The following is a 26,575-nucleotide window of genomic DNA, read 5'->3' as shown; positions in this document are numbered from 1 at the left end:
GGTAATATGACTTTCCCTGTCACCGGAAAAACGCTAGACACGCGCAAACAGTCAGATGCGTGCCATCTGTGGCACCGCCATGAATAAAGGAATCGAAACTTGTCCTCTACTTTTGACAAAGTCGCCGACATCATCGCCGAAACCAGTGAAATCGACCGTGACACCATCACGCCAGATAGCCACACCATCGACGATCTGGGCATCGACAGCCTCGACTTCCTCGACATCGTCTTCGCCATCGACAAGGCTTTCGGCATCAAGATTCCGCTTGAGCAGTGGACCCAGGAAGTGAACGAAGGCAAGGTTCCGACTGAGGAATATTTCGTTCTCAAGAACCTCTGCGCAAAAATCGACGAGCTGGTTGCAGCCAAGAAGGCCTGAGCCAGAGCATAATATGACGGTATTCAAGGGTGGGCAGAAATGTTCGCCCTGATTCCGTTTCTGGAGCAGTTTCAGCAGCACGGGCAGAACGCAACTCATGCAGAACAATAAAGTCGTCATCACAGGCATCGGCATTCTTTCTTCGCTCGGCGAAGGGGTAGACGTGCATTGGAACGCTTTCTCGAAGGCTGGCACTGAACCGCGTCTCGATAAGGAAACCTTTGCGCCCCATACGGTTCACCCGCTCGGCGAAGTGGATTGGAGCCTGCAAATTCCGAAGCGCGGCGACCAGCGCCAGATGGAAACCTGGCAGCGCCTCGGCACCTATGCCGCAGGGCTGGCGCTTCAGGACGCAGGCATGAAGGACGATGAAGCGCTCTGCGCGACCATGGATATGGTTGTGGGCGCTGGTGGTGGCGAACGCGACATTACCGTCGACATGCAGATTCTGGATGAAGGCCGCCGGTTTGCAGACCGGGGCAACGACCGCGGCGTCATGCTGAACGAGAAACTCTCGACCGAACTGCGCCCAACCCTGTTTCTGGCGCAGCTTTCCAACCTGCTCGCAGGCAATATTTCCATCGTGCACAAGGTCACGGGTTCCTCGCGCACCTTCATGGGCGAAGAAGGTTCCGGCCTTTCGGCCATCGAGACCGCAGCCGCACGCATCCGCACCGGCCAGAGCACCCATGCGCTGGTTGGCGGCTCCTACAATGCCGAACATTTCGACATGATTCTCGGTCACGAGCTTGGCGGACTGCTCAAGCATGACGGATGGGCTCCGCTGTGGAGCCGCGACGGGTCGGCAGGCGGCGGCATGGTTTCCGGTTCCGGCGGCGTGTTCCTCGTTCTGGAAAGCGCCGATCATGCCGCAAAGCGTGGCGCGCGCGCCTATGCGGAAGTGGCCGGGATTGAAAGCGCGCAGATTCGCCGCGACAATGCCGACCTTGCCAACACGATCCGCGAACTCGTGCTTGCTGCCAATGACGGCAAGGAACCGTCCTACGTTGTTTCCGGCGCTTCTGGCGCGCATGACGCGACCGGCGCGGAGAAAACCGCACTGGACGCCCTGTCGTCAGCCTATCGCGGCATTTCCGGCTTGACCGGCCACATGCGCGAGGCGCAGTTCCCGCTGGCATTGGCGCTTGCAGCCATTTCCGTCTGGAAGGGTGAGGCTTTCGCGCCGCTCGATGCCTCCGAAAAGGACGCCGGTGGCCCAATCAGCGAAGCAATTGTCACCATCGTCGGCGCCACACGTGCCGAAGGCGCAGCAAAGCTGGTGAGAATATAAGATGACGAAATATACAGACCATCTCGGCCGTCCCATTGTCGCCATCACCGGCGCTGGCGTGGTTTCCTCGCTCGGTCAGGGCAAGGAAGACAACTGGGCTGCATTGACCAGCGGGAAATCGGGCATTCACACCATTACCCGCTTTCCGACCGACAATCTCAACACGCGCTTTTCCGGCACGGTCGATTTCCTGCCTGAAAGCGATGTGGGCGCATCGGCGCTTTCCGAAGCGCTGGCCCGGCTCGCTGGCGAGGAAGCTCTCGCCCAATCCGGCCTTTCATCGACCGATTTCGGCGGTCCGCTGTTTCTGGCAGCTCCCCCGGTCGAACTCGACTGGAAAAGCCGCTTTGCGCTTGATGCAACCGTGAAGAATGAAGGCCCGGCCAGCTATCAGCTTCTGCTGGAAGCCTGCCGTCGCGCGCGTCAGGACGACCTCTTCAACACGACGCAGTTCGGCTATATCGCGGAACGGCTGTCGGAAGCTTTCGGCACGCGCGGCCTGCCGATCACGCTGTCGACGGCGTGTGCTTCGGGCGCAACCGCGATCCAGCTCGGCGTGGAAGCCATCCGCCGTGGCGAAAGCGACCGTGTTCTTTCCATCGGAACCGACGGCTCGGTCTCGGCAGAAGCGCTGATCCGCTTCTCGCTGCTGTCGGCCCTTTCCACCCAGAACGACAAGCCGGAAAAGGCTTCAAAACCCTTCTCCAAGGACCGCGACGGCTTTGCCATGTCGGAGGGTTCTGGCGCTCTGGTGATGGAATCGCTGGAAAGCGCGGTTGCGCGTGGCGCCAAGGTTCTGGGCATTCTTGCCGGTTGCGGCGAAAAGGCCGATGATTTCCATCGCACCCGCTCCAAGCCTGATGCGTCACCCGCCATCGGCACGGTGCGCGCCGCATTGGCCGATGCTGGTCTCACCGAAGACCAGATTTCCTACATCAATGCTCACGGCACCTCGACGCCAGAAAACGACAAGATGGAATATCTGGCGCTTTCGTCCCTATTCGGCGACAAGCTGGCCTCCATTCCGGTTTCCTCCAACAAGTCGATGATCGGCCATACGCTGACCGCAGCGGGCGCCATCGAAGCCGTCTTCTCGCTTCTGACGATCCAGACAGGCACGCTGCCGCCGACCATCAATTACGACAATCCGGACCCCGCTATTCCACTTGATGTCGTGCCGAATGTGAAGCGTCAGGCGGAGGTTTCTGCCGTGCTTTCCAACTCGTTCGGTTTCGGCGGACAGAATACGAGCCTTGTTTTGGCGGCAAATCCGAATTAATCGGTCCGGCAAATACGAATTTTCCCATGATCCCGGACGGTTCGCCGTTTCCGGGATTATGTCTTGAAAAGGATTACTTCATGCGCGCCTTGCAGCTTCTCGATGATCGCCGCCTTGAAATCACCGATATCACACCGCCGCCCGCCCCCGGCATCGGCGAGGTGACGGTACGCATCAAGGCCGTCGCGCTCAACCACATCGACGTGTGGGGCTGGCGCGGCATGGCATTTGCCAAGCGCAAGATGCCTCTGGTGATCGGTGCGGAAGCTTCCGGCGTGGTTGATGCTGTCGGCCCCGGCGTTTCCAACCTCCTGCCCGGCCAGCTTGTGTCGATCTATGGCGCGCGCACCTGCGGCCTTTGCCGCGCCTGCCGCGAAGGCCGTGACAATCTGTGCGAGCATGTCGGCGGCGTGCATGGTTTCCATCTCGACGGCTTTGCCTGCGAAGCGGTGAACCTGCCTGCCCGCCTGCTCGTCCCCGCCCCTCCCGGCGTGGACGCTATCGGCGCTGCTGTCGCGCCTGTCACCTTCGGCACGGTCGAGCATATGCTGTTCGACAATGCCAAGCTTGAGCCCGGCGAAACCGTGCTCGTTCAGGCTGGCGGCTCCGGCATCGGCACGGCGGCGATCCAGCTTGCCAAGAAGATGGGCTGCACGGTCATCACCACGGTCGGCTCCGATGACAAGATCGAGAAAGCCAAGGCGCTTGGTGCCGATCACGTCATCAATTATCGCGAGGACCGCTTCGAGGGTGTGGTGCGCAAGCTCACCAAGAAAAAGGGCGTGGACGTGGTGTTCGAGCATGTGGGCGCGGACACCTGGGCGGGTTCGATGCTGTGCATGAAGCGCGGCGCGCGTCTCGTCACCTGCGGGTCGACCTCCGGCGTTTCCACCAACATGAACCTGATGCAACTCTTCCAGCAGCAGCTCAAGATTTTCGGTTCCTTCGGCTGCCGCATGGAAAACATGGCCGACGCCATGCAGAAAATGGCGCGCGGCATCGTGCATCCGGTCATCGACACTGTGGTCGGCTTCAACGATATCGACACGGCGCTGAAGCGCATGGAAGGCCGCGACGTCTTCGGCAAGATCATTCTTGAGATCGACTGAGCCGCAATTCCATGATGTTCAAGCTGAAACTTCTGCTCTTCCGCTGGACCCGCAAGCTGAAGCAGTTCAACTACTGGCTCTGGGCACAGGCCGTATTTCTGCTGCTTGGCCTGCTGCGCCTGTTCCCGGCGAAGGCAGCGATCAGCTTTTCGGCAAAGGTGGCCCGTCTGGTCGGGCCGCTGACGCCGCGCCACAAGGTGGCGACCGATAATCTGCGTCAGGCCTATCCAGAGAAAAGCAACGCCGAAATCGAGGATATCGCCCGCGAAATGTGGGATTCGATGGCGCGCCTCTTTGCGGAATATATCTTCCTCGATGCGGTCTTCGATTTCGATCCCCATGCCGCGACGCCGGGACTGGTCGAAGTGGAAGGCATTCCGATTTTCGAGCGCCTGCGCGACGAGAAGAAGCCGCATATCTTCTTCACCGCCCATACCGGCAATTTCGAGCTTCTGCCGATCTGTGCCGCCACCTTTGGCCTCAATGTCACAGCCCTCTTTCGTCCGCCGAACAATCCCTATATCGCCGACAAGGTGCTGAAGGCGCGCCGCACCAATATGGGCCATCTGGTGCCGTCGAAAGCCGGTGCGGCATGGTCGCTTGCGCATATCCTCGATGAAGGCGGCAATGTCGGCATGCTGGTGGACCAGAAATTCCGTCGCGGCGTACCTTCCACTTTCTTCAATCGTCCGGTGAAGACCAATCCGCTATTGGCCAAGCTTGCGCGGCAATATGATTGCGACGTCTATCCGGCGCGCTGCATCCGCCTTCCCGGCGGGCGTTATCGCCTCGAACTCTACGAGCGCATGGAATTGCCGCGTGATGACAAGGGCGAGATCGATGTCGCTGCAACCGCGCAGCTTCTGAACGATACCGTGGAAACATGGGTGCGCGAATATCCCGGCCAGTGGATGTGGTTCCATAAGCGCTGGGGATAGGATTCTTGCCCCTCATGTGCTAGGGGCTGGCCAAAGTTACGGAGATCACATATGCGCCCCATCGCCATCGCCCCGTCCATCCTTTCCGCCGATTTCGCCCGCCTGGGTGAAGAAGTCGACGCCGTGCTGGAAGCCGGTGCCGACTGGGTGCATATCGACGTCATGGACGGGCATTTCGTGCCGAACATCACTTTCGGCCCGCAAGTGGTGAAGGCGATCCGTCCGCGCACCAAGGCATTCTTCGATGCGCATCTGATGATTGCGCCTTGCGATCCCTATCTGGCGCCGTTTGCCGATGCCGGTTGCGATCTCATCACAATTCATGTGGAAGCCGGTCCGCACACGCACCGCTCGCTGCAATCGATCCGTGCGCTGGGCAAAAAGGCCGGTCTGGCTTTGAACCCCGCAACGCCTGCCGAAGCACTGGCCAACGTCATCGAAGATGTCGATCTCGTCCTCGTCATGACGGTCAATCCGGGCTTTGGCGGGCAGAAATTCATCGCCCCGATGCTCGACAAGATCAAGCGCGTCCGCGAAATGGTTGGCGATCGCCCTATCGACATTGAAGTCGATGGCGGCATCACGCCGGAAACCGCGGGCTCGGTTGTTGCCGCTGGCGCCAATATTCTTGTGGCCGGTTCGGCTGTCTACAAGGGCAATTCGGTCGAGAGCTACCGCGCCAATATCGATGCCATTCGTGCCGCAGCCGAAGCTGCGCGCAATCGTTAAACTCCCACGTCTACAGGATACGCCCATGATCCCGCGCTATTCCCGGCCTGAAATGGTCGCCATCTGGTCGCCAGAAACGAAATTTCGCATCTGGTTCGAGATCGAAGCCTATGCCTGCGAGGCGCTGGCGCAACTGGGCGTCATTCCAAAGGACGCGGCAAAGACCATCTGGGAAAAGGGCAGCGTGGCAAAGTTCGACGTTGCCCGCATCGATGAGATCGAGGCTGTCACCAAGCATGACGTCATCGCCTTCCTGACGCATCTGGCCGAATTCATCGGCCCGGATAGCCGTTTCGTGCATCAGGGCATGACCTCATCGGACGTGCTCGACACCACGCTCAATGTCCAGCTGGTGCGCGCTGCCGACCTGCTGCTCGCCGACATGGACCGCGTGCTGGAAGCCCTGAAGAAGCGCGCCTTCGAGCACAAGGACACGGTACGCATTGGCCGCAGCCATGGCATCCATGCCGAACCGACGACGATGGGCCTGACTTTCGCGCGTTTTTATGCCGAAATGGCGCGTGGCCGCGCCCGCCTCGTTGCGGCGCGTGCGGAAATCGCAACGGGCGCCATTTCCGGCGCTGTCGGCACTTTCGCCAATATCGACCCGCGTGTGGAAGAATATGTCTGCGCCAAGCTCGGCCTTGAGGCAGAGCCGGTTTCGACGCAGGTGATCCCACGTGACCGTCACGCCATGTTCTTCGCAACGCTTGGCGTCATCGCCTCCTCGATGGAAAACATCGCCATCGAAATCCGCCACATGCAGCGCACGGAAGTTCTGGAAGCGGAAGAATTCTTCTCGCCGGGCCAGAAGGGTTCGTCGGCCATGCCGCACAAGCGCAATCCGGTGCTGACCGAAAACCTGACCGGCCTTGCCCGTCTGGTGCGCATGTCGGTAACGCCTGCCATGGAAAACGTGGCCCTCTGGCACGAACGCGATATCTCCCATTCGAGCGTCGAACGCGCCATTGGCCCGGACACCACCATTACGCTCGACTTCGCGCTCAATCGTCTGGCCGGCGTCATCGAAAAGCTGGTTATCTACCCGGACAACATGCTGAAAAACATGAACAAGTTCCGTGGCCTGGTGCATTCGCAGCGCGTGCTTCTGGCACTGACGCAGGCAGGCGTATCGCGCGAGGATGCCTATCGTCTCGTGCAGCGCAACGCCATGAAGGTCTGGGAACAGGGCGCCGACTTCCTCGAAGAACTGCTGGCCGACACGGAAGTGCGCGCAGCGCTTTCCGAAGAACAGATCCGCGAAAAATTCGATCTCGGCTACCACACCAAGCATGTGGATACCATTTTCAAGCGCGTCTTCGGTTGAGGTGGCTCTGCCCACCCCTCCCTCACCCTGAGGAGCCGTTGAAAACGGCGTCTCGAAGGGCTGAGGGAAACACTCCGCATGCCCTCGTCCTTCGAGGCTTGGCTTCGCACCTCAGGATGAGGGTGGGAGCTCGGAGACAAGAAAAAGCCCCATGTTTATGAAAACATGGGGCTTTTCTACATTCTGAAGATCGTCTGGCTACGCCTTGGTCTTGATCGTGTTGACCACATTGCCCCACGGATCGACAAAAGTGCTGTTGTCGCCGCCGCGCGTATCCTCAAGCTCGACCCACGCGAGACCCGTGCGATCCTCGTCGCGCTTGCCAGCACCGGCGCTCTGCCAGGCATTGGCCGCGATGTGGTGGTGGTAGCGTCCGGTAGACATGAAAACCGCCCGGTCTCCGTAGGTCTGGACGGTTTCGAGGCCGAGTTCATTGTGCCAGAAGGTTTCGGCCTCCTGCGCATTGCCTACGCGCAGATGCACATGGCCCACGACCGTATTCTGCGGGGCAAAAGTCCATTCTCCGCCTTCCTGCTTGATGACATCGAGCAAATTGCCGACATCAAGCGGATCGGTGCTCATGGCCACGCGATCACCATTCCACTGCCATTGGTCATGCGGACGGTCGGTATAGATTTCGATGCCATTGCCCTCGGGATCGGTCAGATAGATGGCTTCGCTCACCTTGTGGTCCGACGCGCCGCTGACCGGCAGTTGCTTATCGATGGCGCGGCGCGACCAGCGCGCAAGGTCTCCTCGCGTGGGTAGCAAAAACGCGGTGTGATAGAGGCCGGCGCTGCGCGGGTCGTCAGGACGGGCTGCTGAAAACTGCTCGATTTCCATCAGTTCGCGGTCGCCCGCGCCAAGAACGATCGATGCGCCGCGGCGCGCCATCTCGCGCAAGCCCACCACATCGCGATAATATTCAGCCAGCGTTTCGGCATCGCGCGCCTTGAGGCCGACGCGCGCCACGCGCATCGGCGTGGTCATTGCGAAAGGAAGCGGAGCGACCGGACGCCCGGTTTCGGCTGTCGCCGCTTTCAAATGCTGTGTCATGTCGCCCTCCTTCGATGGCATTTCTGCACGAACAGGAAGAATGTTGGCCATGACAGCAGTCCCGGCAGCGCGGAGCATCGTACGTCTGCTGATTGTCATGCCATTATCTCCGTCGCGTTTCAAATCTGCCTAAACATCGCTATTTGGAGCGTGTTTCACAAGATCGCGATCAGCGAACAGGCTGTTCATCATTCACATGCCTTCTATGCATTGCACGCGACCACGCACCGCTTGAAGAAGCCACAAAGCCCCTCTAAATGGGAGGCATGAAAGTCAAAGACGCAGATATCCTCATCATCCCCGGCTATACCAATTCCGGTCCCGATCACTGGCAGACCCGCTGGGAAAGCAAACTTTCCACGGCGCGGCGCGTACAGCAGGCCGAATGGAGCAAGCCCGTTCGCGAAGACTGGATTGGCGAAGTCGTCAAGGCCGCCAATGCGGCAACGAAGCCGATCGTTCTGGTCGCGCACTCGCTCGGCGTTGCAACCGCCGTCCATGCCGTGCCGCATATCCAGCACAAGGTGGCGGGCGCGTTTTTTGTCGCGCCGCCGGATGTTGCCAACGACAGGATCAGGCCGAAACACCTGATGACGTTCGGTCCTTACCCGCGTGAACGCCTGCCATTTCCGACGATTACAGTCGTGAGCCGCAATGATCCTTTCTCCAGTTTTGAGGCTGCAGAGGACGTGGTGAAGGATTGGGGCGCGATGCTGATCGATGCTGGTGAATCCGGGCATATCAATTCGGAATCCGGGCATGGCCCGTGGCCGGAAGGCTCGATGGTATTTGCCGAGTTCATGACGCAGCTACAGGCGCCCAAGCATCATTGATATTCATGCAAATTGCATGAAAAAGGCGGGTCAGCAGCCCGCCTTTTCTTTCTTGTCTATTACGACGAGTTTAATCGCGAACCGCTTTCGTCAGCGTTTCGGCTGCCAGCCGGATATAACCGCCATCATTGCTGAGCGTCAGGAAGCGGAAGCCAAGCGGAATGTAGCGGCGCGCAAATTCTGCGGTCGGCGAATAGATGCCCGCAATCTTGCCAGCCGCAATTGCCTTGCGCGCAATATTGCCGATCGGCTCCACGATCGCATCGGAATTCGGGTTGGCCTCGCGTCCATTGCTCCAGGCGATGGAGAAATCCGCCGGTCCCACGAAAACGCCGTCGATGCCGCGAACGTCGAGGATGGCATCGAGCGCATCATAGGCGTCTCGCGTTTCGATCATCGCGAAAGCAAGTGTGTCGTGATTTGCGGTCGTCAGATAATCATTGGAACCCGGCGTGCCGTAATCCGTATTGGCCCGGAATACGCCCCATGAGCGCTCGCCTACCGGCGGATATTTCATGGCGGCAGCAAACCGGCGGGCATCCTCGACGGAATTGATCATCGGGGCGATGACCGCCTGCGCGCCGAAATCAAGCGCACGGCTTGCCATGTCGAAACGTCCGACGGGAACGCGCACGACGGGCGGCTTGCCGGCGTTCAGGATAAGGCCCAGCGAGCGAAGCACGCTCGCCTCGTCGTGGCCGCCATGCTGCATGTCGAGCGTTACGGCGTCGAAAGCGCTATGGGCGAGAATTTCGACCGTCAGGGGTTCAGGAAGGGAGGACCATGCGGAAAGCACCGTTTCCCCGGCGCGAAGGCGCGACGACAACGACATTCTAATTTCCTTCATTTCATGAGCTCAGGGCGGAAATGCCACCGGCACATCCGCCCTGAATTATTTATCAATCCTGCTTCACCTGGCGAATGGCTTCCTCAAGGAAAGCGAACATCTTCTCGCGGATCGCCTCATCGGCTACGCTGACATTGGCAGCGTCGAAGTCGGCGCGGATCTTGCGGAAAACGTCCTCGTCACCGGCTTCCTCGAAGTCGGCGGCCACGACTTCCTTGGCATAGGCTTCCGCCTCCGCATCCTTCTTGCCAAGCTGGTCTGCGGCCCAGAGTCCCAGAAGCTTGTTGCGGCGTGCCTCCGCCTTGAAGCGCAGTTCCGCATCAAGCGCGAATTTCTTTTCAAAAGCGTCGCGGCGATCATCCATGCCAGTGGTCATTCATAAAGCTCCCAGACTTACAAGTTAGAAGAGATCGTCATCCGTTCTCTTGCCTAAAGCTGGCAAGGGGCGCAAGATTATACAAGGGCTTAAAGACCAATTTCTTGCGACTCATACGTAAACTTGCGTCAGAAACGCCGAAAACGGGGGAACGGGCACAAAGCAGGATTGTTAAAAGCCCACAATTGCTATAGGTAGCCCGCGAGAATAGCGGCTGAGAGCCGATCACCATAAATATGGAAATCCGAGAAAAGCCATGAACCGTCGCCGCCGTATTTACGAGGGCAAGGCCAAGATTCTTTACGAAGGCCCTGAACCCGGTACGCTAGTCCAATTCTTCAAAGATGACGCAACTGCCTTCAATGCGAAGAAGCACGAAGTCATCGACGGGAAAGGCGTGCTGAACAACCGCATTTCCGAACATATTTTCACCCAGCTCAACCGCATCGGCATTCCGACGCACTTCATCCGCCGCCTCAACATGCGTGAGCAGCTGATCAAGGAAGTGGAAATCATTCCGCTTGAAGTGGTGGTGCGCAACGTCGCAGCCGGTTCGCTTGCCAAGCGCCTTGGCCTCGAAGAAGGCACCATCCTGCCGCGTTCGATCATCGAGTTCTACTACAAGGCCGATGCGCTCGACGACCCGATGGTCACCGAAGAGCATATCACGGCTTTCGGCTGGGCCAGTCCGCAGGAAATCGACGACATCATGGCGCTCGCCATTCGCGTCAACGACTTCCTCACCGGCCTCTTCCTCGGCATCGGCATCCAGCTCGTCGACTTCAAGATGGAATGCGGTCGCCTGTGGGAAGGCGACATGATGCGCATCGTCGTCGCCGACGAAATTTCGCCGGATTCAGCTCGTCTTTGGGATATCACCACCAATGACAAGCTCGACAAGGACCGTTTCCGCCGCGATATGGGCGGTCTGGTCGAGGCCTATCAGGAAGTTGCGCGCCGTCTCGGCATCATGAACGAGAACGACACGCCGCGCCCATCCGGCCCGACGCTAGTGAAGTAATCATCCGCCCAGCCCGGGAATGTGTTTTCCGGGCTGTTTCATTCGTTCTTAAAAATTGCAGGAACTAGAGAGTGATCAAGGCACGCGTCACCGTTACACTGAAAAACGGCGTTCTCGACCCGCAGGGCAAGGCCATCGTCGGCGCGCTCGGCAGCCTCGGTTTCGACGGCGTCAATTCGGCCCGTCAGGGCAAGGTGTTCGATCTGGAACTGGAAGGCTCGGACAAGGCCAAGGCCGAAGCAGAGCTGAAAGCCATGTGCGAGAAGCTGCTCGCCAACACCGTGATTGAAGATTATTCCATCGCCATCGCCTGAGCCCAACAAGGAAGCAGCCGCCATGAAATCCGCAGTCATTCTCCTTCCCGGTCTCAATCGCGATCGCGACATGATCGCGGCGCTGACCAAGATCACCGGACAGGCTCCGGTGACCGTCTGGCAGACTGACACCAGCATTCCCGACGATGTGGACCTGATCCTCATTCCCGGCGGCTTCTCCTATGGCGACTATCTGCGTTGCGGCGCCATCGCAGCCCGGATGCCCGTCATGCAGGCCGTTCGCGAGAAGGCCAACAAGGGCGTCATGGTCATGGGCGTCTGCAACGGCTTCCAGATCCTCGTCGAAGCCGGGCTTCTGCCGGGCGCGCTGATGCGCAACGCCTCGCTGAAATTCGTCTGTCGCGAAGTGAAGCTCGAAGTGACCAACGCCAACACGTCGTTCACGCGCGGCTACCAGCCGGGCCAGATCATCCGCTGCCCGGTCGCGCATCATGACGGCAATTATTTCGCCGATGCCGAAACGCTGAAGCGCATCGAAGGCGAAGGCCAGGTCGTGTTCCGCTATGCCGAAGGCACTAACCCGAACGGATCGGTCAACGATATTGCGGGCATCGTCAATGCGCGCGGCAATGTGCTCGGCATGATGCCGCACCCGGAAAACCTGATCGAAGCGGCCCATGGCGGCGATGATGGCCGGGCGCTTTTTGCCGGCGCACTCGGCGTCGCGGCGTAAGCTCGCAGACATATGAACGGAAAAGGCGGCTCCCATCGGGCCGCCTTTTTTATTGCGTCTGCCGCGCCTCAAAACTGCACTGGCAAAGCATCTGTTTTCGTGGCAGCTTGGCTGCGGGAGGAATGCAAGCGTCGGGAGCGACCATATTTGTTTCAAGCATTTTTCCCGGCACAAAACGTCCACATTTTTGCTGGAAATGCCTCACAGATTTTAGCGATAAGAATCAGGGGAATTCACTCATGCAGCTCTATTCCAGGCCTCTCTCCCCCTACTCATCTTTCGTGCGCGGCGTGCTTTATCTGAAGGATCTGCCCTTCAAGCCAATGAACCTGCCTTATCCATTTCCGGCCGATTTCGGCAATGTAACGCCGCTTCGCCGCATTCCGGTGCTGATTACCAGTTCGGGGGAAACGCTGTTTGAAGCCGCGGTCATCGCGGAGTATCTGGAAGACCATTTTCCCGAGACATCCGTGCTGCCCGGCACCCCGCGCGAACGCGCCCTCATCCGGCTACTGGCACGCGTGACGGAACTCGAAGTGCTTGGACCAGCGATGAAGCTCTTCATCCTGCTAAGCAAACCGGAACGCGACGATGCAAGCATCGAGCGCCTGTTCGACAAGATGCATACCGGCCTGAAAGTGGTCGAAAGCCGCCTTTCGGACAAGGCTTTCGCCGCCGGAGGCGAGCCGACCCTTGCCGACTGCTGGCTGTTGCCGGTGCGCTTCCTCATGGAACCGTTGAAGAAGCTTTCCGGCAAAGCGGATTTGCTGGACGAATTCCCGAAATTGGATGCATATGCAGCCAAGGCAAAACAGCATCCGGTCTTTGAGCGCATCTGGAACGAGATGAGCGACGGACTGAAAGCTTTCATGCCGCAACTCGCCTGACTTTATTTATCCCACGCCCACATCTCATGCGTGCCTTTTTGAAGGCACGCACTATCGGAGCCCCTCCTTGAAGACCAAGACTTTCGCTCTTCTGGCCCTTCCGGCCATTGCATTGCTTGCAGCCTGCACCTCCAGCAAGCCCACGGGGCCTGTCGCCGTCGACGCCAGCAAGGCGGCGCTGCCGACCATGGAGCGCATCGCGCTGGCAGCCAATAGCTGCTGGTTCAAATCCAAGGACAAGGATTTCCGCGGTTATTCGCTTGCGCCGGAACTGAACTCCTTTACCGGACGCCCGCGCATTCTGGTCGTGCCGGCCCGCAACCCGGCATCGCGTCCGCTGCTTGTCGTGCAGGCGCAGGGAAATCCGGCTCGCGTAGAAACCTTCGGCCCCATGATGGGAGAAAGCCATGGTGGACGCATCGCCGCCGATGTCAACCGCTGGGCGTCGGGCCAGAGCGGCTGCCAGTAAGAGCAAGATCTGTCGCGGAAATGCCGGAACCGGCTTTCCGCGACAGATTTCAACGAAAGTGAAAACGCACCTTCCGCGCCTCGCGCTGGGCTTCACTGCGCTGAAGTCCAATGTCTCGCAACTGCTCGTCCGTCAGTTCGCCCAATGCAATGCGGCTGCGCCGCAGCATCATCCGATAGGATAGCCAGTCCAATATCCGTCTTATATATCCGCCTTGCGACGGCGAAGCTGTTGCCAGATGCGCATGCAATCCTTTCGGCATATCCGCAGCGCTGTCAGCCACGGGCACAGGAAGAATTGTATCTATTGTCTCGGTCTGCGATCTGAAGTAAAATATTGTCTCGGTCCATTCTTTGCCAGTTGGGAGCTGGAAAGCAGATGATCAGGCATTTTTGCGCCTGAAACCGTTTCACACTTTTCGGGATGCGCTCTAAAAAGCGACGAATTGACTCTATAATTGACTTGGCAATGGGTACAATTTATAAGTTGTCACCATGACAAATTGGATTCCAGATCTTTCCGGCAAGTCCGGCCCGTTTTACCTGCAACTCGCCGATGCGATCGAAGAAGCCATCGGCAATGGCGGATTGCCTGCGGGCACCAAGCTTCCGCCGCAACGCAATCTCGCCTTTGACCTGAAGGTAACAATCGGCACAATCGGGCGTGCCTATGCCCTCGCCCATGAGCGCGGACTCGTAACGGGGGAAGTTGGTCGCGGAACCTATGTGCTGGGCGAGGAACAGGCAGGCAACGCGCTGTCTGCCTCCGGCATCACTGGCACCCAGTCCGCCGACGTACCCACGGGAAAAATACGTTTCGACACGACGGCCGCGCCGGATGTCGGCCAGCATGTCATTCTCGCCAGAATAAATGCCGACATTCATCGCGATTTTCCGCAGGATATTGCGAGCTATTCGCGCTACTTCCCGCAGCACTGGCTGGAAGCCGGGCAGAAGTGGCTTTCGCGGGCCGACTGGCGACCGGAACTCGACAGTATCGTGGTCACCAATGGCGCGCAGGCGGCGAGCATCGCCATTATCACCGCCTTCACCAGTCCCGGCGACCGCATTCTTTTCGAAAATTTGACCTATGCCCAGATCAGCCGTTCCGTGCGCCTTCTCGGGCGACGCACCATTCAGGCGGGTCTCGATGAATATGGTCTTATTCCGGAAGAGTTCGAACGCGCCTGCCGCCAGCAGCATCCGACGCTCGCCTTCCTGATGCCAACGCTGCATAATCCCACATTGTCCGTCATGCCGGAAGAACGGCGTCGCGCCATTGCCGACATAGCGCGGCGTCACAATGTCTGGCTCATCGAAGACGACATTTATGGCGTCATGTGCGACAGCCAAATTCCACCCTTGGCAAGTTTTGCGCCCGAACGCACCTTCGTCGTTTCCGGCCTGTCGAAAGCTGTTGCGGCAGGCATACGCAGCGGCTGGGTCGCCTGCCCCGCGCATTGCGCCCAGCGGGTGAAGGTAACGCACAAGATGGTCACCGGCGGGGCGGCCTTCCTGCTCGCCGAAACCGGCGCGCAGCTTGTCTTGTCCGGCGAAGCGGACGCCATTCACGCCAAATGCCGCGAGGAAACGGTCATTCGCGCGGAAATGGCCCGCAGGATCTTCGACGGGTTCGATTTCGTATCGAAACCATCCATTCCGTTTCTGTGGATGGCGCTGCCCGAGCCGTGGCTCTCGGGAACCTTCAAGGCGGCGGCCTACGAAAGCGGAATCCTGATCGATGACGAGGATGAGTTCAAGGCCGGGCGCGTTGACCAGACTTATCACAGGGTGCGCGTCGCCTTCTCTTCCCCTTCCGATCGCAGTGTCGTCGAAAACAGTTTTCTGACGCTCCGCCGCCTGCTCGAAAACGAACAGGCGGGATATGAAGGAAGCGTCTGAGGGTTTGGGTCTCTTTTTATCGTTACTGATGTATGATTGAGGCCGGGAAAGCGGTATTTTCCTGTCGCACTTCATGGAAACTTAGGTTAAAGAGGCGCCTTGAAACCTTAGGTATCCAGCCTTCGGCAGAGGGTTTTCGGGTGCCGCAGCCTGCGACGGGGTTCCCCATTTCCATGACTATTTCCAATACGCGAGACATCACGCCGGAATTGATCGAAGCGCATGGTCTTAAGCCGGACGAGTATCAGCGCATTCTTGATCTGATCGGACGCGAGCCCACTTTCACAGAGCTCGGGATTTTCTCGGCCATGTGGAACGAGCATTGCTCCTACAAATCGTCCAAGAAATGGCTTCGCACGCTGCCGACCAGCGGACCACGCGTCATCCAGGGTCCCGGCGAGAATGCGGGTGTCGTGGACATTGGCGATGGCGATTGCATCGTGTTCAAGATGGAAAGCCACAACCACCCCTCCTATATCGAGCCTTATCAGGGTGCGGCGACCGGAGTCGGCGGTATCCTGCGCGATGTTTTCACCATGGGCGCGCGCCCTGTAGCAGCCATGAATGCGCTGCGCTTCGGCGAACCGGACCATCCCAAAACCCGCCACCTCGTGTCGGGCGTCGTTTCGGGCGTCGGCGGCTATGGCAATTCCTTCGGCGTGCCGACCGTTGGCGGCGAAGTGAATTTCGACAAGCGCTATAACGGCAATATCCTCGTCAATGCCTTCGCTGCGGGCCTCGCCAAGACCGACGGTATTTTCTATTCCAAGGCCGAAGGCGTCGGCCTGCCGGTCGTTTATCTCGGCGCGAAGACAGGCCGCGATGGCGTCGGCGGCGCGACGATGGCTTCGGCTGAATTCGATGAGTCGATTGAGGAAAAACGCCCGACCGTTCAGGTGGGCGATCCCTTCACCGAAAAATGCCTGCTTGAAGCCTGCCTTGAGCTGATGGCTTCCGGCGCGGTCATCGCCATTCAGGACATGGGCGCGGCGGGCCTCACCTGCTCTGCCGTCGAAATGGGCGCCAAGGGCGATCTCGGCATCGAACTGATCCTCGACCATGTTCCCGTCCGCGAAGAGAACATGACGGCCTATGAAATGATGCTTTCGGAAAGCCAGGAGCGGATGCTCATGGTTCTCAAGCCGGAAAAGGAAGCAGAAGCTCAGGCCATTTTCCGCAAATGGGGCCTCGATTTCGCTATCGTTGGCAAGACCACTGACGACCTGCGCTTCCGCGTCATTCATCAGGGCGAGGAAGTCGCCAACCTGCCGATCAAGGATCTGGGCGACGAAGCGCCGGAATATGACCGTCCATGGATGGAGCCCGGCAAGCACGCCCCGCTTCCTGCCAGCAATGTGCCGCAGGTGGAAGACTATTCCGCTGCCCTGCTCAAGCTCATCGGCTCGCCCGATCTTTCGTCGCGCCGCTGGGTCTACGAACAGTATGATACGCTCATTCAGGGCAACTCGCTGCAGGTTCCGGGCGGTGATGCGGGCGTGATCCGCGTGGAAGGCCATGAAACCAAGGCGCTCGCCTTCTCATCCGATGTTACGCCGCGTTATTGCGAAGCCGATCCGTTTGAAGGCGGCAAGCAGGCCGTTGCCGAATGCTGGCGCAACATCACCGCGACCGGGGCGGAACCGCTGGCTTCGACCGACAATCTGAATTTCGGCAATCCCGAAAAGCCGGAAATCATGGGCCAGCTCGTCAAGGCCATCGAAGGCATCGGTGAAGCCTGCCGCGTGCTGGATTTCCCGATCGTGTCCGGCAATGTCTCGCTTTATAACGAGACCAACGGCCAGGCCATTCTGCCGACGCCGACCATTGCCGGCGTCGGACTCATCCCGGATTGGTCGCAAATGGCGAAGATCGGCGGCATGCAGGACGGCGATACGCTGGTTCTGCTTGGCGGTGACGGCACCCATCTCGGCCAGTCGGTCTATCTGCGTGATCTGTTCGACCGCGCTGATGGCCCTGCCCCAACGGTCGATCTTGCGCTTGAAAAGCGCAACGGCGAATTTGTCCGCTCTGCCATCCGCAACGGTCAGGTCACGGCCTGCCATGACCTCTCCGATGGCGGTCTGGCGATTACGGTCGCCGAAATGGCGATCAAGTCCGGCAAGGGTGCTGAACTCGATGCCGGCGACGGCCTGCCCCATGCCGTTCTTTTCGGTGAAGATCAGGCGCGTTATGTCGTCGCGGCCACGGCGGAAATGGCAAAGCTCATTGCGCTGAATGCCGAAGGCGCAGGCGTTCCGTTCCGCGTGCTCGGCACGGTTGGCGGCGACCGCCTGAAGATTGGCGATCTGGTCGATGTCAGCGTTGCCGACCTGACCAACGCTTTTGAAGGCTGGTTCCCGGCCTTCATGAGCGGCGAGCCTGCAACCGACAACTGATCGTCCTTCGCATCGTTGATACCTTTTACCGCCCGGATGGAAACCCTGTCCGGGCGGTTTGCTTGTCTTTGATTTAAGCGTTAGACAGATGGTTGTTGACGTTCCACGATGGTGCGTTACGATTCGACAGAACGATAAGAAAAGGCCGGAAACGGCAGGAGATTTTGCATGGCTATGGACGCACATGAGATCGAAAAACTGATACGCGAGGGGATTCCCGACGCAAAGGTGACGATCCGCGACCTTGCCGGTGACGGAGACCATTATGCCGCCGAGGTTGTCGCGGAGAGTTTCCGCGGCAAGTCCCGCGTGCAGCAGCACCAGATGGTCTATGATGCGTTGAAGGGCAATATGGGCGGCGTGCTGCACGCGCTCGCCTTGCAGACGAGCGTACCGGAATAACGCAAATCCCTTTCGCGGGAGGGGCATCGGCTGCGGCAAGATGTTGCTCCCGCGAAAGCAAATTTCTCGCGCATTTGACTTGCTTTCTCCCGATCCGGGTGGTTACCAGCATTCAAAGCGACTATATGGGAGATATCCTCCCATCCTGTGCCGGAATTTGGGCCGGCATTTTGAAAGGACCGCAAATGACCGGCATCAATGATTTCATCGACAACGAAGTAAAGACCAACGACGTCGTGCTTTTCATGAAGGGCACGCCGGGTTTCCCGCAGTGCGGTTTCTCCGGTCAGGTCGTCCAGATCCTCGACTATCTCGGCGTGGAATATAAGGGCGTCAACGTCCTGTCCTCCGACGAACTGCGTCAGGGCATCAAGGAATATTCGAGCTGGCCGACCATCCCCCAGCTTTATGTGAAGGGCGAATTCGTCGGCGGCTGCGATATCGTGCGCGAAATGTTCCAATCGAACGAATTGCAGGCACTTTTTACCGACAAAGGTATTGCCACCAAGGCAGCTTGAGGATTAATTGCCGGTTATACGGCTTCAGCCTCACCTTTCCAAGGCGCCGTTCCACGGCGCCTTTTGCGTTTTGCTAGATGTTCAACGACGGATTTCCATCTGTCGGCTTCTGCTTTCTAAATTTTGTCTTTCGTATCGTGTCCCTCGACGCGATGCGCCACCTTGCCAGGGAATGCCAGTCATGCCGCTCGACATCAAGAACGGTTCGCCGGACCAGAAAACATCCATGCGCGGACGCGGGGAGTTCATCGCGCTCATTGCCGCCATCATGGCCATCAATGCGCTGGCAGTCGACATCATGCTGCCCGGCCTGCCGCAGATCGGCGCAAGCCTCGGCGTGCAGTCGGAAAACCATGTCCAGTTCGTCATCACCGCCTATCTGCTTGGCTTCGGCGTTTCCCAGCTGTTCTACGGACCGCTGAGCGACCGCTTCGGTCGCCGCCTGCCGCTGTTCGGCGGACTGGCCATCTATATCGCGGCTGCTCTCGGAGCGGCTGTCGTGACCGATTTTACGACGCTGATCGTCCTGCGCGTCCTGCAAGGGCTTGGTGCCGCCGGAACGCGCGTCATTGCCGTTTCCGTGGTGCGCGACAAGTTCGCCGGTCGCCAGATGGCGGAAGTCATGTCGCTCGTCATGATGGTTTTCATGATCCTGCCCGTCGTTGCGCCTGCAACCGGCCAGCTCATCATGCTGTTCGGCGAATGGCACCTGATCTTCCTGTCGATGGCGCTGATGGCGCTTGTGGTCGGCATGTGGGCGTTTTTTCGCCTGCCCGAAACCCTGCCCGCTTCCAATCGGCGTCCGCTGACGGTCAAGAGCGTGATCGGCGGCTTCGGCATCGTCCTGTCGAACCGCGTGGCCCTGTTCTATATGCTCGGCACGTCGTTCATCCTCGGCGCGCTGTTCGGCTATATCAACTCGGCGCAGCAAATCTTTGTAGATATTTACAAGCTCGGCGCCCTGTTCCCATTGGCATTCGCTGCGGTCGCCATGACGCTGGCGCTTGCCTCGTTCATGAACTCGCGCCTTGTCGGCCGTTTCGGTATGCGCCGGATTTCGCAGACAATGCTGCTGGTCTTCACCGGTTTCAGCCTCTTGTGGATGGTCCTGTCCGTCACGCTGGAAGGCCCCGTACCCTTCCCGCTGCTGATGGCGATCTACATGACCATCATGTTCTCGTTCAGCCTCGTGACCGCCAATTTCAACGCGCTGGCGATGGAGCCGCTCGGCGAAGTCGCAGGCACGGCCTCATCTGTTCTGGGCTTTGCCCAGACCGTGATCGGCGCGGCGCTCGGCGCGGTTATCGGTCAGGCTTTCGACGGCACCACGACGCCCGTTGCGACCGGCTATTGCGTGCTCGGATTTGTGGCGCTCGGCTGCGTTCTGATCGCTGAACGCGGACGGTTGTTCCGGGCGCAGAACCCGCGCGCAGAACACGTGATCTGATCACGCTGACGATAAAGAAAACCCGCACGGGCTGGCAATGCTACGTGCGGGTCATATTCTTTACGGAAGCGAAACGGGTTGGGAGTAGGCTATGGCCTGCTATTCTTCCCAAAGCGCGGCTTGAATGGACTGCCAGCTCTCCTTGCTCGGCGCCACCAGAAGCCCGCCGCCGGTGTGGGACGGCAGATATGCGCTTCCATCCCAGCGCGCCAGATAGCCGCCCGCTTCCTGATGGATCAGCGCTCCGGGAAGATGGTCCCACGGCATCAGCTTGTTGTAGACTGCGAAATGCGCGCCGCCTGTTGCGATAATCCGATATTCGTGCGCCGCGCAGCGATAGCCAATCTGCGACAGGAATTTCGTATGATTGCGCGCCAGCCGCGACCGCATCGGCTCGGCCGTATATTGCCATGAAATCGAGCCGGTCATCTGATCGATCGGAGCCGGTTCGGCAACGCTGACCCGGCCCACATCGCCACTGGCGCGGCGAATGTAGCTCCCACCGCCCTTTGAAGCCATGATCCAGTCATTGCCGACGGGATCGTGAATGATACCGGCGACGGTTTCGCCTTTCGACACAACCGCAAGCATCACGCCAAAAAGTGGAACGCCAGAAGCAAAATTGAAAGTGCCGTCGACGGGGTCAATCGTGAAGGCAAGTTCCGCGTCGCCCAGCCCGTCCAGCAGCGCCTCATTTTCGGAACACGCTTCTTCGCCCACGATCACGGCATCTGGAAAGCGTTCCTTGAGCCTTGCGGTGATGTACCGCTCAGCATTCACATCCGCTTCCGTCACCAGATCGGCGGCTGACGTCTTCTGCCGTATATCGCCCGCATCCAGCCTGCGGAATCGCGGCATGATCTCCTCGCGCGCCGCATCGGCCAGCAGATCGGCCAGCCAGTCCATCTGTCCTTCATCAAAGCGCATGATCGCCCTCTCCTGCATCGTTCAGCGCCAATCCTGCGAAATCGAACAGTTTGCGATCCAGCAGATGGCTTGGACGAACATTCGTCATGGCGCGGATCATCGTGTCCTTGCGGCCCGGCATGCGCTTTTCGATGTCGGTCAGCATGGCTTTCATCGCGTTGCGCTGCAACCCTTCCTGGCTGCCGCACAGATCGCATGGAATGATCGGGAACTGCATCGCAGTCGCAAATTTTTCGAGGTCGTCTTCCGCCGCGTAAGCCAGTGGGCGGAACACCATCAGGTCGCCCTCGTCGTTAACAAGCTTCGGCGGCATCGCGGCCAGCCGTCCGCCATGGAACAGGTTCATGAAAAAGGTTTCGAGAATGTCTTCCCGGTGATGACCCAGAACCACCGCCGAACAGCCTTCCTCACGCGCAACACGGTAAAGATTGCCGCGACGCAGGCGCGAGCAGAGCGAGCAATAGGTGCTCGTTTCCGGCAGCTTGTCGGTGACGATGGAATAAGTGTCCTGATATTCGATCCGGTGTTCGATCCCGTAGCGATTGAGAAAATCCGGCAGAATATGCTTGGGAAAATTCGGCTGGCCCTGATCAAGATTGACCGCCAGCAGCTCGACCGGCAGCAGGCCGCGCCATTTGAGATCCAGCAGCAGCGCCAGCAGGCCGTAGGAATCCTTGCCGCCTGAAAGGCAGACCATCCAGCGCTCGCCGGGCTTCACCATCGAGAAATCCTCGATGGCCTGTCGCGTCAAACGCAGGAGGCGCTTGCGCAACTTGTTGAATTCCACCGTGGCCGGCACATCGCGGAACAGGGGATGACAGCCGCTGCCGTCGGCGTCTTCGGCAATATCAGGATCGAAAGCGTTCATCGGGCTTCCCGAAAAATTGAGGATGTTGCAGGCTTCATACCGAAAAGCTGGCGCAGGGAAAACCGGGAAACCGCAATTCTTTGCCCTGAAATGCCTAATCGATCCGTCCCGCACATTTCCAGACGCGAAACCGCTTCGCACTTTTGCTGGAAAGGAAAAAGCCGCGCTGACGGACAGCGCGGCTTTTCGATCTCGGCATATATCCAGCGCGCCAAAGCGCGCCCGGAATTAACGCGAATAGAATTCGACGACCAGGTTCGGTTCCATCTGGACGGCGTAAGGCACATCCGAAAGGGTCGGAACGCGGGAGTAGGTCGCAACCAGCTTGTTGTGGTCGACTTCGATGTAGTCCGGAACATCGCGTTCTGCGAGCTGAACAGCTTCGAGAACGATAACGAGCTGCTTCGACTTTTCGCGGACTTCAACAACGTCACCGGCCTTCAGGCGGTAGGACTGGATGTTGACGCGGCGACCGTTCACATTCACGTGGCCGTGGTTGATGAACTGGCGGGCAGCGAAAATCGTCGGAACGAACTTGGCGCGGTATACGACTGCGTCGAGACGCGATTCCAGCAGACCGATCAGGTTTTCGCCGGTGTCGCCCTTGCGGCGAGCGGCTTCTTCATAGGTCTTGCGGAACTGCTTTTCGGAGATGTCGCCGTAGAAGCCCTTGAGCTTCTGCTTTGCGCGCAGCTGCACACCGAAGTCCGACAGCTTGCCCTTGCGGCGCTGGCCGTGCTGGCCCGGGCCGTATTCACGACGGTTTACCGGGGACTTCGGACGGCCCCAGATGTTTTCGCCAAGACGGCGATCAATTTTGTACTTAGCGGATTCGCGCTTGCTCATCGCATTTCCTTCAAAGAGTTATAGCGCCGGAAGGCGCTGGAGGAAACGCGCCCTCCTCTGCCCTCCTTTCGGAGAACTGACAGGATGAAGCGCGCGAGCGCAATCTTCATCCACGGGACACGTCAAATGAAACGCCGGTGCGAATACGCGCCAGCGATGGGCGGCTTTTAGTCATGCAGCTGTTATCTTGTCAAGCAGCGCCGCCGAAAAAGCCGGAAAAACCGGTGTTCGGCGCGCATTTCCTACCATTTGCTACGCCCTGCCATCAAGCGTGAAGGAACGCCATTCCTTCTTTCATCATTAGTCCTGATGGAACCGCTATTCATGAGGCTTCGATGGCTTTGTCTTTTCGTCCGTCCTGCAAGGGTGCATTTACCGCTCTGATCGCGCTTGGCCTCGTTGCGATATCGTCTTTATCCGGCACTTTTTCCGGCGAGGCGCAAGCGCAGACCTTCATCGAACGCATTCTTAAACAGGACGCGCAAAAGGCAAAGCAGCATCGCAAGCGCCCGGCAGCGAGACACACACAAAGGAAATCCGCCCCGAAACAGGCGGCAAGACAAGCAGCACCCGCGCCGAAAGCCGAAGCAAAACCCGCGCCCGGCATCGCCATCCCCGTGCCCGCCTCGCGCCCGGAGGAACCGGGAAAGATTAAACCGGAACCGAAAACCGCGCCCGTTCCCGAGGAAAAGCCGGATACGGAACCGCAGGAGCAGCCGCACACCGCTCCTCCTCCACCTGCGAATCTTCCGGCAAAACCTTCAGAACCGACCGACAATCCGGAGCAGACGGACAAACAGCGTCAGGAATCGAAGCCGGAAAGCGAGGGGCGCATTTACCAGGTGGCTTGCCCGGCGCTGATTTCCGGAGAAGTTGAGGGCAAGCTCCTGCCGCCCATCAAGGACGGCGAACAATGCGGCGTTCATTCCCCCTTGTCTCTGACAGCTATCGGCAAGGAAGAGCCTTTGAAATTCGCCAATGCAGTGACCACCAATTGCGCGATGGCCGTTACGCTTTCGCAGTGGAGCAGCGAAGTGGCAAAGGCCGCGAAGGATGTTTACGGTCCGGGTTCAAAAATCACGGAAATCGGCGTCGGTTCGGACTATCAATGCCGGAAGGTAAATGGGGCCTCGTCGGGGCGGGTTTCCGAACATGCCTTCGGGAATGCACTGGACATCATGTCGTTCACATTTTCGGACGGCAGCAAAACCCAACTCGAAAGCGGCTGGAATGGCAGCGATAAGGAAAAGGCTTTCTGGCGCGCGGTGCACAGTGCAAGCTGCAAGCTTTTCATGACCGTCATCGGCCCGGATGGCGATGCGGCCCATCGCACCAACATGCATCTCGATCAGGGATGCCACGGCAAATCCTGTCTTGCACGCATTTGCCAATGAGCTATCGCAAGCATCGGAATTTCATAAAAAAATCAGAATTGCGTCTGTAAGCTGCTTTCCATTATCGGTTCAGTCCCGCCTGAGCGCGAGTGGAAGACGGGCATCCAGAAGGATATCGGCATGAAATCGACCAATCTCATACTTTCTGTCATTTTCGCACTTGGTTTTTCGGCTGCCGCTCACGCCGATGCCGTTCCCAAGCGATCGAAGGATTTTACAGCCAATTACCAGACGCTCGTCAAAGACCAGCAGGTCGCGCCGCAGATCGCGGACTGCATCGCGAGCAGCTATGACTATGTGAAGAAGAGCAAGAAATATGACCGTCTCGGCTTCACCAAAGACGATATGTCCAACGCGAAAACCGATGACAAATCATCGAAATTCAGCTCCCGCGACCCGCGCGACGTGTCAGCGGTGATTTCAGTTCCGGGCGAAGCGCGCAATAAGGGCGTTTCCGCGACGTGGGACAGCATCACGCTGCGTTGCGGCATTTCCGGCGGCAAGCTGAACGCAATCGAACTTGCTCCCGCCAAGGCCGGAAAGTAAGGTTCCAAAATTCGGCGAGTGCCAGATGGCGCTCGCCAGTCCATTCAATGCTTCTTCTCGGTTTCCTTGTGCTGCGGCAAGCCCTTGCGTCTAGTCTCCGCGAATTCTTCCAGTTCCTTTTCGGTCATCGATTCATACATTTGTTTCGACGCACCAAAGAGTTCACTCTTCTTCATTTCACCGCGCTTGGCGGCAAGGGCCGCGCCGGCTGCTTTCTGTTGGGCCTGTGATTTTGCGGGCATGGCTTTCCCTCCTGTCTGACGAACAAACGGATGGGATTTGGACCGGTTCCTTCTATTCGTTGCCTGCATCAAAACGTGAACGTGCATCGCGCAGCAGATCGCGGTTTTTCACCGCCCATTGGCCGAGCACATCGATCGGCACGGCCAGGGAATGCCCAAGCCCGGTCAGCGCATATTCCACTTCGGGCGGAGATGTCGGGCGAACATGCCGGGAAACGAGCCCGTCCCGCTCCAGCGACCGCAGCGTGACCGTCAGCATGCGCTGCGAAATGCCTTCAATGGATCGCCGCAATGCATTGAAGCGCATCGAGCCTGCCTGAAGATTGAAAATGACAAGGATGCTCCACGTGTCACCCACCCGGTCCAGCACCTCGCGGATCGGACACGCGCCATCGCCGTCGGTTTTGAACGCCGGGGTCGACGAGAGCAAGGGCGTTTTGCCATCCGGTCGTGTCGATATCGTCATCTGTTTCTCCTGGCGCAGGCCGCCTGCCCGCTGACGTGCGCTTCATCGTCCGAGCCGCGCCAATTTCGCACCATTCCGGGTATCGTCGCCGACAAAACTATATGAAAACAAGCGGATAGATCGAATTTACCTTTCGGCTTCATCGCCCTGTTCCCAATACTTGCCTTCGACGCAGTTACTTCCATGTACCTTGAACATGTAAAAGTGCGTTCTTCACACGCATGGCAGCATCGCTTATCTGGTTATCAGAAATAACCTGATTACGAAACATACCTCAATTCGTTCGATACGAGAAGATCGGAAAGGAAAATGCCATGACCAGGATCGCACTGATCGGCGCAACGGGATTTGTAGGCGCCGCAATTTTGAAGGAAGCAGCCGCACGCGGCAATCAGGTGACCGCGCTGGTTCGCCATCCCGAGAAAGTGGAAAAGCTTGCCAATGTAACAGCGGTGAAGGCCGACGTGTTCGACACCGATGCGCTTGCGGGCCAGCTTGCAGGCCACGACATCGTGATTTCGGCCTACAATCCGGGCTGGAACGACGAGAATATCCGCGAAAACCACATCAATGGCAGCCGCTCCATCACGGAAGCCACCAAAAAGGCGGGCGTCAAGCGCCTTATAGCTGTTGGCGGCGCTGGCAGCCTTTCGATCAACGGCAAGCAATTGGTCGACTCGCCCGAATTCCCCGCCGAATGGAAGGAAGGCGCACTCGGGGCGCGTCAGGCACTGGAAGACCTGCGCGGCGAGGATGGATTGGAATGGACATTCGTGTCGCCCGCAATCATTCTCCAGCCGAGGGAACGCACCGGAAAATATCGTCTCGGCGGAGACGAACCCGTGTTCGACGACAAGGGTGAAAGCAAGATTTCGGTCGCTGATCTGGCCGTCGCCATTCTGGACGAGGCTGAAAAAGGCCAGCATATCCGCAAGCGTTTCACCGCCGCCTATTGAGCGAAATCACAAAAATGCCACATTTTTGACGGGCGTTCGCCACAAAATCCGTGGTGAAATACCGACATTACCGCCGGTTTTACGTGCAAGAAGACTGCAAAACGGGCACGTTCCC

Annotated in this window: 30 protein-coding genes; 21 read left to right on the top strand and 9 right to left on the bottom strand. The window is 58.7% G+C overall.

Going from position 1 to position 26,575, the window contains the following annotated elements:
- Window positions 1-99: 99 nt before the first annotated feature.
- The 7 genes from F9K78_RS16310 to purB all read left to right on the top strand — a co-directional run bounded on the left by F9K78_RS16310 (window position 100) and on the right by purB (window position 7,054).
- The gene (locus tag F9K78_RS16310; RefSeq protein ID WP_121982570.1) at window positions 100-381 is read left to right on the top strand and encodes an acyl carrier protein; all 282 of its coding nucleotides are present in this window, start codon (window positions 100-102) and stop codon (window positions 379-381) included.
- 97 nt (window positions 382-478) lie between these two features.
- A complete protein-coding gene (locus F9K78_RS16305) occupies window positions 479-1,672 on the top strand; it encodes a beta-ketoacyl-ACP synthase (RefSeq protein WP_151682407.1) in 1,194 nt (397 codons plus the stop codon).
- A 1-nt stretch (window position 1,673) separates the two neighbouring features.
- Window positions 1,674-2,951 (top strand): beta-ketoacyl-ACP synthase, encoded by a 1,278-nt coding sequence (locus tag F9K78_RS16300; protein ID WP_121986067.1) that lies wholly within the window; start codon window positions 1,674-1,676, stop codon window positions 2,949-2,951.
- 80 nt (window positions 2,952-3,031) lie between these two features.
- Window positions 3,032-4,060 carry a zinc-binding dehydrogenase gene (locus tag F9K78_RS16295; protein ID WP_121982648.1) on the top strand — a complete coding sequence of 343 codons (1,029 nt, stop codon included), beginning with the start codon at window positions 3,032-3,034 and terminating at the stop codon, window positions 4,058-4,060.
- Between the two features lie 11 nt (window positions 4,061-4,071).
- The gene (locus F9K78_RS16290) at window positions 4,072-4,998 is read left to right on the top strand and encodes a lipid A biosynthesis lauroyl acyltransferase (RefSeq protein ID WP_121982567.1); all 927 of its coding nucleotides are present in this window, start codon (window positions 4,072-4,074) and stop codon (window positions 4,996-4,998) included.
- A gap of 51 nt (window positions 4,999-5,049) precedes the next feature.
- Entirely contained in the window at window positions 5,050-5,727 is a 678-nt protein-coding gene (rpe, locus tag F9K78_RS16285) for a ribulose-phosphate 3-epimerase (RefSeq protein WP_151682406.1), read from the top strand.
- Window positions 5,728-5,752: 25 nt separating this feature from the next.
- A complete protein-coding gene (purB, locus tag F9K78_RS16280; RefSeq protein WP_121982565.1) occupies window positions 5,753-7,054 on the top strand; it encodes an adenylosuccinate lyase in 1,302 nt (433 codons plus the stop codon).
- Window positions 7,055-7,252: 198 nt separating this feature from the next.
- Here the strand turns inward: purB and F9K78_RS16275 are convergent, their stop codons facing one another.
- On the bottom strand, window positions 7,253-8,110 hold the full coding sequence (locus F9K78_RS16275; protein WP_235925459.1) for a VOC family protein: 858 nt from the start codon (window positions 8,108-8,110) through the stop codon (window positions 7,253-7,255).
- A gap of 266 nt (window positions 8,111-8,376) precedes the next feature.
- Here F9K78_RS16275 and F9K78_RS16270 point away from each other — a divergent pair, with 266 nt between their 5' ends.
- The gene (locus F9K78_RS16270; RefSeq protein ID WP_121982646.1) at window positions 8,377-8,943 is read left to right on the top strand and encodes an alpha/beta hydrolase; all 567 of its coding nucleotides are present in this window, start codon (window positions 8,377-8,379) and stop codon (window positions 8,941-8,943) included.
- Window positions 8,944-9,013: 70 nt separating this feature from the next.
- Here the strand turns inward: F9K78_RS16270 and F9K78_RS16265 are convergent, their stop codons facing one another.
- Window positions 9,014-9,781, bottom strand: a complete 768-nt coding sequence (locus F9K78_RS16265) for an HpcH/HpaI aldolase family protein (RefSeq protein WP_186443336.1) — start codon at window positions 9,779-9,781, stop codon at window positions 9,014-9,016.
- 61 nt (window positions 9,782-9,842) lie between these two features.
- Window positions 9,843-10,166: a DUF1476 domain-containing protein gene (locus F9K78_RS16260; protein WP_121982563.1), complete on the bottom strand. Its 324-nt coding sequence runs from the start codon at window positions 10,164-10,166 to the stop codon at window positions 9,843-9,845.
- 256 nt (window positions 10,167-10,422) lie between these two features.
- On the opposite strand from F9K78_RS16260, the gene purC reads away from it, so the two are divergent.
- The 5 genes from purC (at window position 10,423) to F9K78_RS16230 (ending at window position 13,551) form a co-directional block, all read left to right on the top strand.
- Window positions 10,423-11,187: a phosphoribosylaminoimidazolesuccinocarboxamide synthase gene (gene purC, locus F9K78_RS16250; RefSeq protein ID WP_004688254.1), complete on the top strand. Its 765-nt coding sequence runs from the start codon at window positions 10,423-10,425 to the stop codon at window positions 11,185-11,187.
- A gap of 71 nt (window positions 11,188-11,258) precedes the next feature.
- Window positions 11,259-11,501, top strand: coding sequence for a phosphoribosylformylglycinamidine synthase subunit PurS (gene purS / locus F9K78_RS16245; RefSeq protein WP_121982561.1), 243 nt, complete (start codon window positions 11,259-11,261; stop codon window positions 11,499-11,501).
- Window positions 11,502-11,523: 22 nt separating this feature from the next.
- On the top strand, window positions 11,524-12,195 hold the full coding sequence (purQ, locus tag F9K78_RS16240) for a phosphoribosylformylglycinamidine synthase subunit PurQ (protein WP_121982560.1): 672 nt from the start codon (window positions 11,524-11,526) through the stop codon (window positions 12,193-12,195).
- Window positions 12,196-12,434: 239 nt separating this feature from the next.
- Window positions 12,435-13,082: a glutathione S-transferase family protein gene (locus F9K78_RS16235; protein WP_121982559.1), complete on the top strand. Its 648-nt coding sequence runs from the start codon at window positions 12,435-12,437 to the stop codon at window positions 13,080-13,082.
- Window positions 13,083-13,149: 67 nt separating this feature from the next.
- Complete coding sequence (locus F9K78_RS16230) at window positions 13,150-13,551, top strand: hypothetical protein (protein WP_114215550.1); 402 nt, start codon at window positions 13,150-13,152, stop codon at window positions 13,549-13,551.
- Between the two features lie 49 nt (window positions 13,552-13,600).
- Here F9K78_RS16230 and F9K78_RS22255 read toward each other — a convergent pair whose 3' ends face one another.
- Window positions 13,601-13,813 (bottom strand): DUF1127 domain-containing protein, encoded by a 213-nt coding sequence (locus F9K78_RS22255; RefSeq protein WP_162929758.1) that lies wholly within the window; start codon window positions 13,811-13,813, stop codon window positions 13,601-13,603.
- Window positions 13,814-14,045: 232 nt separating this feature from the next.
- Between F9K78_RS22255 and F9K78_RS16220 the strand changes: the two genes are divergently transcribed.
- From F9K78_RS16220 to F9K78_RS16200, 5 genes are all read left to right on the top strand, one after another.
- Window positions 14,046-15,452 (top strand): aminotransferase-like domain-containing protein, encoded by a 1,407-nt coding sequence (locus F9K78_RS16220; protein ID WP_121982557.1) that lies wholly within the window; start codon window positions 14,046-14,048, stop codon window positions 15,450-15,452.
- A 173-nt stretch (window positions 15,453-15,625) separates the two neighbouring features.
- Window positions 15,626-17,848, top strand: coding sequence for a phosphoribosylformylglycinamidine synthase subunit PurL (purL, locus tag F9K78_RS16215; RefSeq protein WP_121986070.1), 2,223 nt, complete (start codon window positions 15,626-15,628; stop codon window positions 17,846-17,848).
- A 168-nt stretch (window positions 17,849-18,016) separates the two neighbouring features.
- Entirely contained in the window at window positions 18,017-18,250 is a 234-nt protein-coding gene (locus F9K78_RS16210) for a BolA/IbaG family iron-sulfur metabolism protein (RefSeq protein ID WP_006466620.1), read from the top strand.
- A 185-nt stretch (window positions 18,251-18,435) separates the two neighbouring features.
- Window positions 18,436-18,768 carry a Grx4 family monothiol glutaredoxin gene (gene grxD / locus F9K78_RS16205; protein WP_112587901.1) on the top strand — a complete coding sequence of 111 codons (333 nt, stop codon included), beginning with the start codon at window positions 18,436-18,438 and terminating at the stop codon, window positions 18,766-18,768.
- Window positions 18,769-18,949: 181 nt separating this feature from the next.
- On the top strand, window positions 18,950-20,215 hold the full coding sequence (locus tag F9K78_RS16200) for a multidrug effflux MFS transporter (protein ID WP_121982555.1): 1,266 nt from the start codon (window positions 18,950-18,952) through the stop codon (window positions 20,213-20,215).
- A gap of 99 nt (window positions 20,216-20,314) precedes the next feature.
- Here the strand turns inward: F9K78_RS16200 and F9K78_RS16195 are convergent, their stop codons facing one another.
- The 3 genes from F9K78_RS16195 to rpsD all read right to left on the bottom strand — a co-directional run bounded on the left by F9K78_RS16195 (window position 20,315) and on the right by rpsD (window position 22,856).
- Window positions 20,315-21,142 carry an inositol monophosphatase family protein gene (locus F9K78_RS16195; protein ID WP_121982554.1) on the bottom strand — a complete coding sequence of 276 codons (828 nt, stop codon included), beginning with the start codon at window positions 21,140-21,142 and terminating at the stop codon, window positions 20,315-20,317.
- Window positions 21,132-22,010 (bottom strand): tRNA 2-thiocytidine(32) synthetase TtcA, encoded by an 879-nt coding sequence (ttcA, locus tag F9K78_RS16190; RefSeq protein ID WP_121982553.1) that lies wholly within the window; start codon window positions 22,008-22,010, stop codon window positions 21,132-21,134. The genes F9K78_RS16195 and ttcA overlap by 11 nt, the downstream gene beginning before the upstream one ends.
- A gap of 228 nt (window positions 22,011-22,238) precedes the next feature.
- Window positions 22,239-22,856: a 30S ribosomal protein S4 gene (gene rpsD / locus F9K78_RS16185; protein ID WP_121982552.1), complete on the bottom strand. Its 618-nt coding sequence runs from the start codon at window positions 22,854-22,856 to the stop codon at window positions 22,239-22,241.
- Between the two features lie 335 nt (window positions 22,857-23,191).
- Here rpsD and F9K78_RS16180 point away from each other — a divergent pair, with 335 nt between their 5' ends.
- Window positions 23,192-24,250: an extensin-like domain-containing protein gene (locus tag F9K78_RS16180; RefSeq protein WP_121986071.1), complete on the top strand. Its 1,059-nt coding sequence runs from the start codon at window positions 23,192-23,194 to the stop codon at window positions 24,248-24,250.
- Between the two features lie 120 nt (window positions 24,251-24,370).
- Complete coding sequence (gene bspC, locus F9K78_RS16175) at window positions 24,371-24,796, top strand: type IV secretion system effector BspC (protein WP_121986072.1); 426 nt, start codon at window positions 24,371-24,373, stop codon at window positions 24,794-24,796.
- 44 nt (window positions 24,797-24,840) lie between these two features.
- Here bspC and F9K78_RS16170 read toward each other — a convergent pair whose 3' ends face one another.
- Both F9K78_RS16170 and F9K78_RS16165 read right to left on the bottom strand, forming a co-directional pair.
- Window positions 24,841-25,038 (bottom strand): DUF3008 family protein, encoded by a 198-nt coding sequence (locus tag F9K78_RS16170; protein WP_121986073.1) that lies wholly within the window; start codon window positions 25,036-25,038, stop codon window positions 24,841-24,843.
- 52 nt (window positions 25,039-25,090) lie between these two features.
- On the bottom strand, window positions 25,091-25,504 hold the full coding sequence (locus F9K78_RS16165) for a winged helix-turn-helix transcriptional regulator (RefSeq protein WP_121982548.1): 414 nt from the start codon (window positions 25,502-25,504) through the stop codon (window positions 25,091-25,093).
- Between the two features lie 314 nt (window positions 25,505-25,818).
- On the opposite strand from F9K78_RS16165, the gene F9K78_RS16160 reads away from it, so the two are divergent.
- Window positions 25,819-26,460, top strand: a complete 642-nt coding sequence (locus tag F9K78_RS16160; RefSeq protein WP_121982547.1) for an NAD(P)-dependent oxidoreductase — start codon at window positions 25,819-25,821, stop codon at window positions 26,458-26,460.
- Window positions 26,461-26,575 lie beyond the last annotated feature (115 nt).

This window comes from Brucella pseudintermedia (assembly GCF_008932435.1).
In the GTDB taxonomy this organism is placed as follows: domain Bacteria; phylum Pseudomonadota; class Alphaproteobacteria; order Rhizobiales; family Rhizobiaceae; genus Brucella; species Brucella pseudintermedia.
Note: the sequence above shows the minus strand (reverse complement) of the source record. Positions and strands in the feature narration are given on the sequence as shown.